Origin of the sequence: Postechiella marina, assembly GCF_039538365.1 — a bacterium.
In the GTDB taxonomy this organism is placed as follows: Bacteria; Bacteroidota; Bacteroidia; order Flavobacteriales; family Flavobacteriaceae; genus Postechiella; species Postechiella marina.
Map to the genome: position 1 here is coordinate 419213 of NZ_BAABCA010000005.1, position 16177 is coordinate 435389.

The 16177-nt window shown below is 31.6% G+C and carries 10 protein-coding genes; 1 reads left to right on the plus strand and 9 read right to left on the minus strand.

The annotated features are described in order from the left end of the window. Position 1: 1 nt before the first annotated feature. Together ABD715_RS13280 and ABD715_RS13285 are read right to left on the minus strand one after the other, a co-directional pair. A complete protein-coding gene (locus ABD715_RS13280) occupies positions 2-1297 on the minus strand; it encodes a glycoside hydrolase family 117 protein (RefSeq protein WP_344788760.1) in 1296 nt (431 codons plus the stop codon). Positions 1298-1433: 136 nt separating this feature from the next. Next, complete coding sequence (locus tag ABD715_RS13285) at positions 1434-3014, minus strand: sulfatase family protein (protein WP_344788761.1); 1581 nt, start codon at positions 3012-3014, stop codon at positions 1434-1436. A 306-nt stretch (positions 3015-3320) separates the two neighbouring features. On the opposite strand from ABD715_RS13285, the gene ABD715_RS13290 reads away from it, so the two are divergent. Continuing rightward, positions 3321-5825, plus strand: a complete 2505-nt coding sequence (locus tag ABD715_RS13290) for a LamG domain-containing protein (protein ID WP_344788763.1) — start codon at positions 3321-3323, stop codon at positions 5823-5825. A 41-nt stretch (positions 5826-5866) separates the two neighbouring features. On the opposite strand, the gene ABD715_RS13295 is transcribed toward ABD715_RS13290, so the two are convergent. Genes ABD715_RS13295 through ABD715_RS13325 form a run of 7 tightly spaced genes read right to left on the minus strand, consistent with a single transcriptional unit; the run spans position 5867 to position 16103 of the window. Next, the gene (locus tag ABD715_RS13295) at positions 5867-6568 is read right to left on the minus strand and encodes a hypothetical protein (protein WP_344788764.1); all 702 of its coding nucleotides are present in this window, start codon (positions 6566-6568) and stop codon (positions 5867-5869) included. Between the two features lie 24 nt (positions 6569-6592). Further along, the gene (locus tag ABD715_RS13300) at positions 6593-8110 is read right to left on the minus strand and encodes an alpha-L-fucosidase (protein WP_344788765.1); all 1518 of its coding nucleotides are present in this window, start codon (positions 8108-8110) and stop codon (positions 6593-6595) included. A gap of 33 nt (positions 8111-8143) precedes the next feature. Continuing rightward, positions 8144-9643, minus strand: coding sequence for a sulfatase-like hydrolase/transferase (locus tag ABD715_RS13305; RefSeq protein ID WP_344788766.1), 1500 nt, complete (start codon positions 9641-9643; stop codon positions 8144-8146). A gap of 12 nt (positions 9644-9655) precedes the next feature. Further along, entirely contained in the window at positions 9656-11614 is a 1959-nt protein-coding gene (locus ABD715_RS13310; RefSeq protein ID WP_344788767.1) for an arylsulfatase, read from the minus strand. A gap of 5 nt (positions 11615-11619) precedes the next feature. Continuing rightward, positions 11620-13137, minus strand: coding sequence for a sulfatase family protein (locus ABD715_RS13315; RefSeq protein ID WP_344788768.1), 1518 nt, complete (start codon positions 13135-13137; stop codon positions 11620-11622). Between the two features lie 5 nt (positions 13138-13142). Beyond that, entirely contained in the window at positions 13143-14678 is a 1536-nt protein-coding gene (locus ABD715_RS13320; protein ID WP_344788769.1) for a sulfatase family protein, read from the minus strand. Between the two features lie 6 nt (positions 14679-14684). Continuing rightward, entirely contained in the window at positions 14685-16103 is a 1419-nt protein-coding gene (locus tag ABD715_RS13325) for a glycoside hydrolase family 28 protein (protein ID WP_344788770.1), read from the minus strand. Between the last annotated feature and the right edge of the window lie 74 nt (positions 16104-16177).

The following is a 16177-nucleotide window of genomic DNA, read 5'->3' on the forward strand; positions in this document are numbered from 1 at the left end:
TTTATTCCTTGTTTAATTGGTTTGTTTCTTTTAGAATTCTATTTTTTTGACTTTTACTTAAACCTTGTCTAAATAAATCATCATATTTTGGTATAACATGATGTCTTTTCATTGACTGATCATCAATATCCTGGCTTAAATCACAATCGAAACGCAATAAGATAACGTGGTTACGTTTCCAGTCTCCATGAGGTCTTGCAAAGTGAGACAATCCCCAAGTAATACCTCTACCATTTTTTGTATTGGTAAAAGCATCTTTTATAAACGGACCCGCAGCATTAGGCATCATTTCTACAGTTGATGCAATTTCAAAATTCACCCAATCTTTGGCATATTGAATAGTATTACTTTCGTTACCATCGCGAATAGTAAATGCCCCAACGCCTTCTTTAAACGGAAACAAAGTTGTTTCATGTCCAGAGTTCATTATTGGGTTTAGCGGGTGTTTTTTAAAAGGTCCTAATGGATTATCGGCTATTGCTAAACCATGCATTCGAACCATTTTTGTAGTATCAGATTTTCCAAAATCTGATTTATAATATAAATACACCTTGCCATTATGAACTAAAGGAAAAGGGTCGTGAACAGAATGTTGATCCCACTCGCCTTTTTCACCATTAGGAATTACTACTTTATTTGTAGCTATCCAAGGGCCATCTGGCGAGTTTGCATACGAAACTGCTACAGGACAATAATCTCCCCCATTTTTTCCGGGAGCTTCAGAAAATGCTTGATAATACAAGTAATATTTACCTTTCCACTCTAAAATATCGGTTGTCGTTACCGATCGATGTCCGGGATTGGGCTTTTCTGCTCGTGGCACCGCAACGCCTTGCTCTTCCCAAGTAAAACCATCTTTTGATGTTGCAAAATAAATATCAGACAAATCCCAATCTGCAGAAGGAATGGTGTCATTACTTTCGGATGCGCGAGGAATACCAATTGGAGCTACCGAGGTTTCTCTATGCGTATACCAAACGTAATATTTACCATTGGCAAATATTACTTTAGAAGGATCTCGTCTCGAAATAGTTCCATCACCATCATTATAGTCAAACCCTTTAAGTTTAGTATATCTAAACTGAGTATACAACTCATTGCTTTCTGGTCTTACTCCAAAATATGCATCATAATTTCTTTTCATAGCAGCACTTAATGGGCGATTTGGTTTTTCTTCGGGCATTTGGTAAGGAAATGCGCCTTTTTGTTCTTTTTCTAGAACTACTTCTTTCTTATTATTACACCCAACTATACTTATTAAAAGAAGTATTAAAACAACAATATTTTGCTTTCTCATATTTTATATTTTTTATCTGATATTAATTAAATATGGTATTTTAAAAACCTTTTATTACCAATTATAATTACACACTAACTTCCTTTATCTATAAAATGCTAAAAACACCTGTATCTAACACTATATTTTTAACTTCTTATTTATTCTTATTATCTCTTTTCCCTATTGGCAACAAATGTTTTTGTGAAAAACCATCAAAATAATATGGATAATTATCCCAAGGCGCCTTTCCCATCATTCTTGGGTCGTTTGTTTTTGATAGGTATGTAAAAAGTTCGTTCTTTAATTCTTTACACAAACTTTTATTAATTTCTTTAAACGCCACATTGTTTAGTTGGTATGGGTCTTCTTTAACATTATATAATTCTACATCTGGACGTTTCCCTACGGTAATATTAAAATAATAATCTGCTGCAGTTTTATCTTCCTTATCTAAAATATAGGTTCGCGACGGACTTTTATCTATATCGCCATAAAATCCTTGATGTGGTGAGTAAAAATCGGGATCACCAGCAGGCCATCTATCAGGTTCAAAATTCATAATATATAACCAATCTCCTTTTCTAATGGTGCGTATAGGATATGTTAATCCTTCTTGTCTACAATATGCGTGACGCTCTAGGGCAGTAAAGACCTTATCTCTACTTTTATCTACTAAACCGCTTTTATTAGAAAGTAATACATTTAAAAAACTCTTGCCTGTTATTCCTTTTGGAATAGTAATACCCGCAGCTTCTAATATAGTTGGAGCAAAATCGATAAAACTTATAAAATCGTTTACATTATTCCCTCCTTTTAGTTTATTTCCCCAACATACAGCCAAAGGCATATGTGTTCCATAATCGTAACATGTTCCTTTAGCTCTTGGAAAAGGCATGCCATTATCTGCAGTAACAATAACAATAGTGTTTTCTAACTCTCCTGCATGCTCTAAAGCTTGTAGCATTCGCCCTAAATGTGCATCAGACCATTCTATTTCGTTATAATAATCGGCTATATCACTTCTTATTAAATCGTTATCTGGCAAAAAACCAGGCACTTTAATTTTAGATATATCTTTACCTGCCTTTATGCCATCTCCAGAATTATAAGCCCTATGTGCTTCGTGAGAGCCATACCAAAAAAAGAATGGTTTATCTTTTACTCTCTTTTCCATAAAAACATTAAAGTTGCCAGAATAGTCTTTTCTATTTATATATTTAGGAGCATTTAATTTTACAGCATTTAACTCTTCTGCTAATGGTTGTTTTTGGTATGGCTCTTTATGGCTTGCAGGCATATAACCTTTACCTGTGTAACCTGTTTCGTATCCGCTTTTTTTAAGTAAACTAGAAAATGTGGAAAACTGTTTTGGCAATCCTCCAAATAGTAATCCTCCTTCTTCTATCTCCCAAATATTTCTACCTGTTAATATAGATGCTCTAGATGGCGCGCAAGACGAGGCGTTACAATAGGCATTGTTAAATAAAACACCACTTTTTGCAATTCTATCAAAATTTGGTGTATTTACTTCAGCTGTTCCGTTAATAGACGTATGTATAAAAGATTGATCGTCTACAATACAAAACAATATATTTGGGCGTTTTTCTACTTCTTTTTTTACTGTTTTTTTTGTTTGACAACTATGCACCGAAAAAAATAAAACGAAAATACACACCCTTGAATATATATTTAAAAATACAAATTCTCTATACTTAGATAACATCTTATAACTCATTGTAGCATGTATTTTACATCTATAAAAAATACGATATAATATTTTGTAACTTAGTAAAGATACAAGTCATTTATTAAAAAAGATAGTATTACATGAGTAGCAAAAATTTAAAGACAGACTTAACAGAACACTTAACTACATTGCTAAACAACTAAAAAACAATTAATTAATCAAATTAAGTGTTTATAAAAAAAGAATATATAAACAATACTTTAAACCTTTTGTTACCTTATTTTATGTTAGATTACAGTAAAATCAAAACAGTATTCGCTAAATTTGAGAAAGTAGAAATTATATATATCACCATTGTTTACACCAAATAACAACTCCCTTTTTGCTATAAATAAAATACAAATTCTCTTTGTCTTTACGTTACTTTCTACACAAATTTTAATTGGGCAAACTATTTCAGATAGGTCTTTTGCTATTGCAGAATTTTCTAAAAAAGAAAGCATTATTTCTGTTTTAAAAAATGATTTTTCTAAAAAAAACTTTGGCATGTCTATTAAGGTGATAAAAAATTCTGAACTCGAATTACAACTAGATCAAGGACATTTAAGTTTAAAAAAATTCTTCGAATTATTAAAAACTTCAATAAACCGAAATGAAAACAACATTTTCCCTTTGTTTATTAAATATGATGGAAATGACGATAAATTAATTGGTTTACTCAAATCGGTTTCCTTATACAATAAGTGCTTCTTTAAAAATCAAGGAGAACGTTGGCCAGAGATTAAAACAATACAAACTCTAAAAAAACCATTAATTATTTTTAGCAGTAATTCTGCAAGCAAAACTTTAAACAAGGCATCTAATCATATTATAAAATATTCGGCATTTAATACAAATAACAAAACGAGTATAGATTCTCTAATTTGTAATGAATTTTTAAGTGTTAAACATTTTACAGAACAAAATATAATTAAAAATAACATTACAAAAAACTGGAATAACCTAAATCTAAATGCCTATAGTATAAACTATTTACTACGCTCTTGGAAAATAACAGGTAAACGTCCTAATTTTATTTTTTATTCTTCTTTAAAACGAAATGGCACACTATTTAATTTAACAAAAATTATAAACGAAACCCCTTTTGTAAAAGGTAGTGTGCAAAACGAAACCCATATAGTAAAAGATATTAATTGGGCACATAAAAGAAAAACGTTTACAAATAGATACTTTAGTTTCCCTTACGAAAAAGGAAAAACATTAGAGCTTAAACCTTTAAAAGAGGGTTACAGCTTTACACCAAGCTCTATAAAAATTTCTGATAAAACAAATTTAAACAAAAGCTTTAATTTTAAAGCTGAAAAATTAGATCTCACAAAAAACTTAACTGCTTTTTATAAGTTTAACAATAACCTTAAAAACGAAGTACAAGACGAAAACCTTAAAGAAAACAAGACAAAATTTATTAATGACATAAACAGAGGTTATGTATTAAAAATTGACAATAAAAACGTTATTACTTTAAAGGAAGTAGACCATTATAAGATTGTAAATTCCAGTTTTACAATAGCTATAGATTTTAAATACAGTACAACAAACAATCAAACAAATTACTGCATACTAGGTAATAACCAACAAGGCTTTAGAAAAGGGCTACATGTAAATATACTTGCAGGAAAACCCGCTTTTGGTTTTTACACCAATGATTGTAAACCTAATTACACCGTTGCTCCAGAAAAATGGTACCGTTTGGTTGTTAAATACAACTTAAAGCAACAAATACAAAGCATATTTATTGATGGAAAACATATTGGAAATGCTGCGAATAGACCATCATTTATTGGTTCTACAAATTTGCTTTTAGGTCATGGTATTAAGCAAAAAAATTATTTTACAGGATATTTAGATAATTTACAAATTTGGAACAGAGCTTTAAGTGATGACGAAATAAAATGGATTGCAAATAACACGCTTGTGCTTAAAGCAAAAACAGAAAACGAAAATAGAACTATCATATTTTTTATTAGTCTTGCATTATTAGCACTATTACTTTTTTTGTTTTTCAAATTGAAAAAAAATCAAAAAAAGAAAGACTTAGCCAAACCTATTTCTAAGCATCATAACAATAAGAACATTACACTTTATTTGTTTGGTAAATTTAGTTTAATTAATGCCAAAGGAGTTGATATTGCTAACACCTTCTCTCCTAAAATAAAAGAATTATTTCTTCTTGTTTTACTACGCACATTAAATAATAAAAAAGGCATAAAAACTAGCGAATTAACAGGGCTTTTGTGGGAAGGATTTCTTCCAGACAAAGCTGCCAATAATAGAGGTGTTTCTTTTAATGCTTTAAAAAAAACCTTAAAAGATATTGATGATATTAATGTGGTTTACAAAAATAAACTCTGGAAAATTGAATTTAGCGACAAAGTTGATATAGACTATGCTTATGTGTTAAACTTTATAAAAACTAAAAACACCAATTATCAAGATTTTTTTGAGAAAGTAAAAAGAGGTGAGTTTTTATATGAAATAAAAAAAGATTGGCTCTTAGAAGAAAAATCTACGCTAAATTTTGATATTCTAGATTTGCTAATGCTGTACTGCAAAACCTTGTACAATGCTGGAAAAACAAATACTGTTTTAGAAATTACAACTTATATTCAAAACATAGACAACATTAATGTGCAAGCACTTTATTATCAACTAAATTCGCTTATTAAAATGGGTAGTAAAAGTAAGGCTATTTACCTGTTTGATAATTTTTGCGAAAAATACGAATTGGTTAACACTGTAAAATTCAAATATAATTTAAAACAGTTTTTACAAGAAGATATTGAAAACATTTGGGAATAGCTCCATTATCTTTTCCACACAATATGCTACAAATAAATTTCTTATTTAATCGACCACATATTTATATTATCAAATAAAATATCTGCCCCAGTTATTGTTGGTCCAAACTTATTTAAATTTAAATGATTAATACCTTCAGACTTTATTTGAGCAATTTTTCCATCTACTTTGCACTCTAAAACTGCTCCTTTTTTTGTTATTATGACATGATACCATTTATTGTCTTCAAAAGTGTTTTTAACAACCGTTTTTTTAGAATCTAAAAGAGCCTTTAATTCAAGTTTCTTTTTTGGGTTGTCTTTAATTTGATTTCTAATTTTTAAATCCATAGTTCCTGTTTTATCATCTTGTACAGTAAAACTATTTTTAGAAAAAGACACTCTACATATATGTCCTGCCCACACAGATTTGCATGCCATATCGTCCATTACAATATTAAACCGTTTTGCGCCTCTAAATTTAAAATCGAATTCTATAACAACATCTTTATAATTAAAATGAACACGAGCTGTAGAGCCATGTCCAGCTCCTTCAATTTCTTTTGTTACCCATTTACCCTTATTAATAGTAAAAGCACCATTAAACTTCTCGTGTACCGTCCAATCTCCTAACCCCTCTTTTCGCTCAAAATCATCAGAAAAAAGTAAGTTTCCTTTTTCTACCTTTAAAGAGTTAATAACTTCTGACTGACCAAAAACACCTATAGACACACACAATAAAACAGTTATTATAATATTTTTCATTTTTACGATTATTTTTTTGTTCGTTTAATTTCTTTCTACTTTTAATACATAAGCAAAATTACAAGGTTTCTTCTTTGGAAAACGCACATGCATACCTGCTTCATCTATACTCCAATTTAATTTTTCTGAAGTTCCTAGAAGATTTACAGATTTAATATCGTCTGGATAAAGTTTACCATATAACCCTAAACTACGTATAGTTAAATCCTTTTCTGGCCAATCCATACAAATAGCATACAAAGTCTTTCCTTTTTGAGTAAAACGAATATCTTTAGCAGTGTATTTTGGAATTAACTCTCCATGATTTTTTCCTTGCCCATGATGTCCAGGGTTAGTTACCTCTGTAGGTCCTTCTCCAAATAAAACCCATGGCATAGTACCATAAATAGCTTCACCATTTATTTTTAACCAATTGCCAATAGCGAACAATTCCTTTTTTATCTCTGGTGCAAATGTACCATCTTCTTGAGGCGGAACATTTAGCAACATTCGTCCATTTTTACTTGTCATATCTATAAGCATATCAACCAATGTACCTGCACTCTTCACTTTATTTACAGGGTTATAAAACCATGTGGAACGCCATTCAAAATGACGTTGCATATTAACATCAGACATCCAAGGATCGTACTGCAAACCAATTAAATTACCATCTTCTAAATCTCTAACTCCAATACCTACAGGAATATCGTGTGTTTTATAAACAACCTCAACCTCTTTTCCCCATTCTAGACCTTTATTAAAAAAATGACTAATCATTTTTTGTTGGTATGACTCTGGTGCGCTTATTAATTTATTGGACGCATCGGGTAACTGTCTACCTTTATGCATTTGCCCTCTTAACTCTTTAGGAACTGTACCTCCAAAACCTGTATCAAACCAAATCATATCGGGTTGATACTTGTCTACAGATTCTGAAATTCGCGCATACCAAGCATCAAAAATCTCATTACCAACTCGCCCTTTGTTTAAAGTAGCATACATAGCATTATCTTTTGTAGGATCTAAATACGTTTTATTTTCTTTAGAAATTTGTCCCCACATTCTGCTCCAAAAATTGCCTGTATGATAGCTTGCAATAACAGGCATACCTCTTTTACGTAACTCTTTAGATAAATCTCCATAAATATCTACTTTTGGTCCTTTTTTAGTTGAGTTCCAATCGGTAATATCACTTTCCCAATTCACCAAGCCACTACCATGCCATGCTACCGGACCTCCAAATTGAGCTCCAGCTTTTTGCATTACATTAACCCAATTTTTAGCATCAAATTTTTCGCCTTTCCATTTTTCAATAGCCTCTAAACGTGTAATTTCATCCTTTTCATATTTAACCTCAACCGTTTGTGGTCCCCAATGACAGTATATTCCAAATTTTAAATTGTCAAACCAATTAGGTGTTTGGTGTTTACGTAAAGACGTCCAGTTGGCTTTATAATGATCTGGCAAAGTTTTGTAAACTATTTTAGTTGTTTTCTTAGTATTACAAGCCATTAATAAAATAGCGCAAAAAAGGGGTAATATTGTTTTATCTGTCTTCATTACTTTAATATTTTATTTAAGAAAGGTATAATGTTATTTTACACCTAAAACATCATCAACCATAGTACCTATAGGTATTTTAGTTACACCCAAAAGTTTTCTAGCATCTACAATAGTATCACCAGTTTGTTTCTGCCATTTTACTAGAACATTTTTATACCTATCAACCAGATTTTGATATGCGCTATTTTTTGCCAAATTATGTACCTGATCTATATCTTTTTCTAAATTATACAACTCTATAGCATCTGTTTTATTACTAGCAAAATAAATATCTTGTAAAGGCGATAATTTATCTTCTTTTTGCAATTTCACCATGCTTTTAAAAGAGAGAGTCCTTTTTGCATAACCATTTGCTGTAAAAGGAATCTCTGGATAATAATGATAAATAAATTGATGTTTCTTTGAAATAACCGAGCGTGAAACATCAAAAACACCTCCCATCCCATCTTTTGTGGCAAATAAGAATTCTCGTTCTTTCGTGGATAAATCTATAAGATTTAATCCCTCCATAGTTTCTGGAATAGGTGCTTTAGCAGCAGCTAAACATGTTGGAGCAATATCTATAATACTTGCTAATTCTTTATTTATTGAATTCGATTTTATATGATTTGGCCAGCGAATTATCATAGGAATTTTAAGACCCGTAGACCATAATTGTTGTTTATGCCTAGGCAGAGTTGCTCCATGATCTGAAGCTAAAATAACCAAGGTGTTTTTATCGAGACCTTCGTTCTCTAAAGCTTTTAAAAACTTACCTACTTCAAAATCTACATGAGAAACCGCATCCATACTTGCTGTTAATACAGAACGAACCTCATCTGTACCTGCATAATAAGGAGGAATATTAATTTGAGTAGAATCTATATCTATATTATTTTCTTTAGCCCATGCTCTACCAGGAATAAAACCGTGTTTTTTGCCCGTTTCTATATTTGCATAAGCAAAAAACGGTTGATTTTTTTCTTTTTTACCCCATTCGCCTCCTTTAAAATAAGTAGCAATATTTGTTGGATCTATAATTTGAAGATGATTAAAAACCTCCTTACCACTTTCTAGATTATTTTCTGGTTTGCCTCTATCAAAATTTAAATCGGTTTTAGCTGTAGCACCATATAATTTATTATACATTCTATTACCATTACTTTTAAAGTTTACATCAAAATAACCAGCATTTCGCATAAGCTGAGTTAAAATGTGATACCCTTCTGGCAATTTATTAATATAATTACTTCTATGGTTTGGCGCTCCAATAGTTGAAGCATAACACCCTGTAAATAATGTGGTATGGCTGGGGCTACAAACTGTAGCTGCTGCATACGCCTTTGTAAACAACATTCCTTCACTTGCCAATTTATCTATATTTGGTGTAGTTACAAGGGGATTTCCATAGCACCCAAAATTTGGATCTAAATCGTCTAGAAAGAGAATTAAAATATTTGGCTTTTCTACTTTTTTAAACTTCCCTTGTGTTGTATTACATCCTGTACATAAACATAAAAAAAACAACAAATATGCTAATTTAATTTTCATTGTAAACGACATCTAATTAATTTCTAATGAAGTTGTTCTTGGTCTAATCTTTTCTTGAATTTTCCATACTTCAGCATAGGCTTTCCCTAATGTCACGCAGTATTTATCTGTTTCTATAATATTTTGATCCCAAGCATTATACAAACTTTTAATTTCTGAAGTTATTTCAGCATACTTTCTGCCAGCTTCAACTATACCAAAATAAGACATTGGCAACTTTTCCATACCTAAAGTAGTTTTCATTTTTAATTGCCTTTTTTTCAATACTTCAACTATTTTTAACCCAATGTTTTTTCTTTCTGCCAACAAACTATTATACTCCTTATCTTTAGAAAGTTGTTTTATAATTAAATGCTGCTCTTTTGTATAATATGGCTGATAATATTCATGTGATTTTAATGACGTATATGCATCAGTATCATTTATCCAGTTTCTATAAATAGCATCTAAAGAATCTACCAATTTGGGGTATTTATAACTTAAATTTTCAGACTCAGTTCCATCATTTTTTAAATTATATAATTCCCAAGGATAGTCATCCAAATGTAAAATTGCTCCATCTCCACCGTTCGAAACAATTTTCCAATCGTTAGCAATTAGCATTCTACCTCCTTGAAAATAACCTTTAAAATTTTCACGTGTTACACCTTCATTATAAAAAGCGGGGACCAAACTTTTTCCTGATAATGGTCTTATTTTCCACGACGTTTTTAATTTTCCTTCTGCTGGTACTTTCCAAGTTTCACCTTCAGGATAGGTAGCTTTTGCCAATTCTAAAAAAGTGGGCATTAAATCTGTTAAATTTCCCTTTTGTTGTGTAATTACTCCTTTTTTTAAGTTTCCTTTTGGCCAACTAACAATAAATGGTGTTACTTGCCCGCCATTAAAAGTAGAACGTTTGTAGCTCTTAAAAGGTGTATTTGAAGCATTTGCCCATTCAACACCTAATTTTGCCTGAGAGTTTTTTAATCCTGGCTTATTATTTGGACTAACACCATCCCACATATGCCCTTCTGCATTTCCGCCATTGTCCGACAAGAAAACAATTAACGTATTTTCTCTTTTAGCTGTCTCTTCTAATTTTGCTATAAGTTTTCCAATATTCTGATCCATTCTATCAACCATAGCAGCATAAGTTGCCATGGTTAAATCGGCAATATCTTTATTTTTATAATTTGCCCAAGCTGTTACTTTTTCATCTCTTTTTGTTAGCTTCCAATTAGGTGCTACAATTCCCATTTTTTGTTGACGTAGAAACCGCTCTTCTCTTAACACATCCCAGCCTTTTAAATATTTACCTCTATATTTTGCTATATCTTCTGGCCAAGCCTGAAGCGGATAATGTGGAGCATTATAGGCTACATATAAGAAAAAAGGCTCGTTATTATTTTCTTGGGCATCTAAATAGTTAAGAGCTTTATTAGTAAAAGTATCTGTAGTGTAAAAATTTTGTTTTAATTCCGTAGGAAATGATTTCAAAACCTCAGCATCTTCCATATACTTTTGTTTTGCTCCAGGCTTAAAATAGTTAAATGACCCGCTTACGGTTCCCCAAAAATGGTCAAAACCTCTTTTAACGGGATGCTCTTTTCCGTGCCATTTCCCTGTCATTAATGTTTTATAACCTGCTTGTTTTAACATTTCGGCAATGGTTACGCCATTAAGCATTTGGGTTGGCGGACCAACACATCCAGCTTCTATGGGATATAAACCTGTTAACAAAGATGCTCTTGAAGGTGCACATTTAGAACCGTTTATAAAATGGGTAAATCGAATACCTTCTTCTGCTAATTTATCAATATTTGGAGTTTGAATTTCACCTCCATAACATCCAATATCTGAATAACCTAAATCATCAGCAAAAATTACGACTATGTTTGGTCTTGATTCCTGAGCAGAAAGTAATTGGCTCGAAATAACAATTAAAAAAACAACATAAAACCAACTCTTTTTCAATAATTTAAAAACCATAATGTTTAATGCTTTTTATTTTTTGAAGCTCTCCTTTTAACTGGCTGATAGGGTTCTTTACCTGTTCCAGGTAATTCTTCTGGATTTATAGCTATTTCTTTAATTTGATTTTCCAATTCTTTTTCAAGTTTTGAAATCGCTTTTTTATATTTTGATTTCCCTGCAACATTAAATAATTGATTAGGATCTTTTTTTCTGTCAAAAAGTTCTTCAGGATGATCTTTAATTTTTAAATAGGTATATCTTTTGGTTCTTATTCCATAATGAAATGGAGTTGACCAATAATTGTAAAATTGTGAAGTTCTCCAATCTTTTGGTGTTTTTTCACCTTTTAACATAGGCAATAAACTTTTACCTTGCATAGATTCTGGAATATTAACACCTGCCAAATCTAATAATGTAGGTGCTATATCTACATTTATACACAAATCTTTATTTACAGATTTAGGCTTAATCATTTTGGGATATCGAATTAAAAAAGGCATTCGCATGGACGTTTCTAATATTAACCTTTTATCGTACAATCCGTGTTGCCCAAGCCAATAACCTTGATCTGAAGTATAAATTACAACCGTATTTTCTGCTATTCCTTCCGCATCTAAATAATCTAACACACGTTTTAAATTATCATCGTTTCCACTTATACAGCGAATGTATTTATGAATTTGATGTTGGTAAGCAGCACGTATTTTATCTTTATCACTATTAGGGTTATGCTTACCCATAGCGTCTGGTGCTTTATCATCTTTGTGTCTGGCATAATATCCTACATCGTCCATTCCATACAGCATATGAAACTTACTTGCTTTAACAAACTCCTTTTTTAAATTTGAATTGCTATTTCTAATATCTTCATATAATGTTGGAGGCTCTGGAATAGTAACATTTTCTAACAAATTATCATATCTTTCTGCATGTCCGTAATCGTGATGTGGCGCTTTAAATTGAAGACTTAACAAAAAAGGTTTTTCTTTGTCTCTATCTTTTAGCCAATCCATAGCTATATCGGTATACACATCGGTTGAATAACCTTCTTTTTTCCAAGTTCCTTCGGTGCCTTTAAATGTTGGATTGAAATACTTACCCTGTCCTTTAACAGTCATATGTTTTTCGTAGCCTTTTGGATTCGATTCTAAATGCCATTTACCAACCAACCAAGTTTGATAGCCTGATTTTTGAAGTAAATTTGGATATTGAGGAGCGGTTTCTTTTATCGCTCCTCCTAAATATACCACCCCATTTTTATGACTGTATTGTCCTGTTAAAATTGATGCCCTACTTGGCGAGCAAATAGAATTATTACATGCAAAATTATCGAATCGCATACCTTCGTTAAACAACCTATCTATAGTTGGCGTTTTTGCAAAATCTTTTAAATAAGAATTGTATGCTGAAATGGCTTCAAAAGCGTGATCGTCTACCAATACTACTACCATATTTGGTCTAGAATCTTGAGCAAACAAAGACTGCATAGCCACTAAAAAAAGTAAAATATTATTTAATTTAAACAGTCTTTTCATCATTACCTTTAATAATAATCCCAAAAATCTACAGGATAATCGTTATACTCTTTATAGTCATTCAATTCTATAGCTTTAGCTCTCATTTCCTTTCGCATTTTTTCTAAAATGTCTTTGTATTCTGGTAAAAATGCCAAATTAGTTGTTTCCCAAGGGTCTTTTTTAAAGTTAAAAAGTAAGGTTGCTTTACTTCCTGCTATAAAGTCGCCTTGTTGTTTATCGTTATCTGGTGCTCTTACAAATTCTATTAATTTATAATCTCCTTTTCTGTAAGCTCTTTGGTGCTGTCTATAAGCATGATACGTGTAATCTCTAACCTGCGCTTTTTTTCCATCTATAACAGGCTTTAAACTTTTACCTGTAACAGATTCTGGAATCTTTACATTAGCTATATCACAAACCGTTGGATATATATCGTGTATGTAACTAAATGCATCAAAACGTTTACCGTTACCTTTAATTTTTCCTGATATTATAAATGGCACATGAATACCGTCTTCATCGTACACGTTTTGTTTACCAAGTAAACCATGATTACCAACGCCTAAACCGCTATCTCCAGATAAAACAATAATAGTATTATCGTACTGCCCAGTTTTCTTTAAAGATTTTATTACACGCCCTATTTGATGATCTAAATGAGTAATAATCGCATAATAATCTGATAAATGTTTTTTTGCAACTTCTGGAGTTCGTGGCCATGGAGCCAAGGCCTCATCTCTTATAGTCATGTGTCCATTATCAAAAGGATGTTGAGCCATATATGATGGTAATAACTTCATCTTCTTTTCTGGATACATATCTTTGTACTTTTTGGGTGCTTGACGCGGATCGTGTGGCGCATGAAAAGCTAAATACATAAAAAATGGTTTCTCACTATTGTTTTGAGATATGTAGTCGATAGCTTCGTCTGCATAAATTTCGGAAGTATGAGGACCATCAAACTCATCATTTATAGGTCCTCGTTGCTCTCCTTTTTCTACAGGTCTTTTTACAATTTTTCCTTTTTCGTCATATTTAAAAATATAAGCATCTTCTTTTTTATATTTCCCATCTTTTCTCCATTTCCATAAAGGCATTCTGTAATGATCTGTTAAATAAATACCACGACTCATAACAGAAGCACCGCTGGTAAACATTCTTCCTAAAGACTGGTTGTCTTGATGCCACTTACCTACAAAATGAGCATTGTAGCCTGTTGCTTGAAAGGTTTCTCCTATTGTAGTATGCGCTTTGGGAATAGTACGTCCAATTCCTTTTAAATCGAATAATTTTCTTCCAGATAAAAGTTGAGCTCGACTAGGCATACAAGTTCCTCCATTATAAGCCCCCATCAAATAAGTATTTGTAAATATTATTCCTTCATTAGCTAACTTATCTATGTTTGGTGTTTTTACATCCTCTCCTGCTAGTGCGTGTATACCAGAATACCTATGGTCATCGGTATAAATTAATAATACGTTTGGTTTTTTACTTTTCTGCTGTGCAAATAACTGACTAGAAACCACTAGTGTTAAAATGCATACTCTTAATATTTTAATCATTTTTAACTAGTTTACATTTATTTTAATAACCTCTTCTCTTTCATCTTTATTACGAAGTGAAAAAGAAACATTAGTCATGTCTAAATTTTTAATATGTCTGGCAAACAAACCATATGCAGGTGTAGCACCTAATTTTGTAAACTCTGGATACTCTTCAATATTTTCTGGCACTACAACTTTAGCATCTTCTTTTGTTCCGCCTCCAGGCAAATTAATTTTAATATTTTCTATAGAAATATGCCCTAAATTATGATTTGGAGTTCCTGAGAAAAAGAATCCTGTAGCTGCTTTAACTCTTAAATCTTCTTTATTAGTTACTTTGGCTTCAATATTTCTAATAGTAACATTATTTATACTTCCTACTGGTTTTCTATCAGCATTTCTATAAACTAAACGACGCTCACATAAACGGATAAAGATTGGCATTTCTACATTTTCCATTTTAATATTTTCTATTAAAATATTATCTATGTTTGCACCATCTGCACTTAAAATTTTAATTCCACCTCCAGTTGTATCATGAACATAACAATCTCTTACAGTAATGTTTTTAAAATCTCCCATAGATTCTGTTCCAAATTTTATAGCGCCCCAATTACTTTTTAATTTACAATCGTAAACTTCAATATTCGTAGTTGGTTTTGGACTCGTAGATTTAAAACAAATAGCATCGTCTCCGGAGTCTATAGTTGTGTTTCTAATTACGCCATTGGTACTAGAGTCTATGTCTATTGCATCATTATTCTTATTTGCATGGCTATGAATATCAATCCCATTAACCTCAAAATTATTACACTCTAAAAAATGTAAGGTCCATGCTGCAGGTTGACGTAAATGAATATCAATAAGTTTTACATTTTTTGATCGTACCATTCGCACCAAAAAGGGTCTATTAGATGTTCGTATAGTGCTACTTACATACTTATTAGTTTTAGACACTAAACCAGTTAAATCTGGTTTTGCTAATGTAATCCCTAACTTTTTTACCGTTGCCTTAATGTTTTTAGGGGTAAACATTTCTCCCTGGCCATTAATAGTACCTTTTCCAGATATTATAGTGTTTTCTACATCTATAGCGCCTATAAAGCATTGCCCCCTATATTGCCCTGTTGCATCGATAAATGGTTCTACCGGAGGAAAATCGTTAGGGTTTGTACTTGCTAAAAGCGTTGCGCCTTCTGCAACTTTAAAATTCACGTTATCTTTTAATAAAATAGTTCCAGATAAATACGTTCCATCTGTAACTAAAACCGTACCGCCTCCTGCTTTATTACAATCGTCTATAGCTTGTTGAATAGCTTTAGTGTTAAGCGTTGTTTTATTACCTACTGCACCATAATCTCTAACATCCCAAACAGTTTTAGTTTTGCACGACACTAAGGATATGATAACTAGTGAAAATAAATAGGTTTTAATTTTTCTCATCTTAAAATACTTTTCTAATTTATTGTATACATACAAATAAAAGCATAGTACGATTAAAAAGAAGGTAAAGAAAA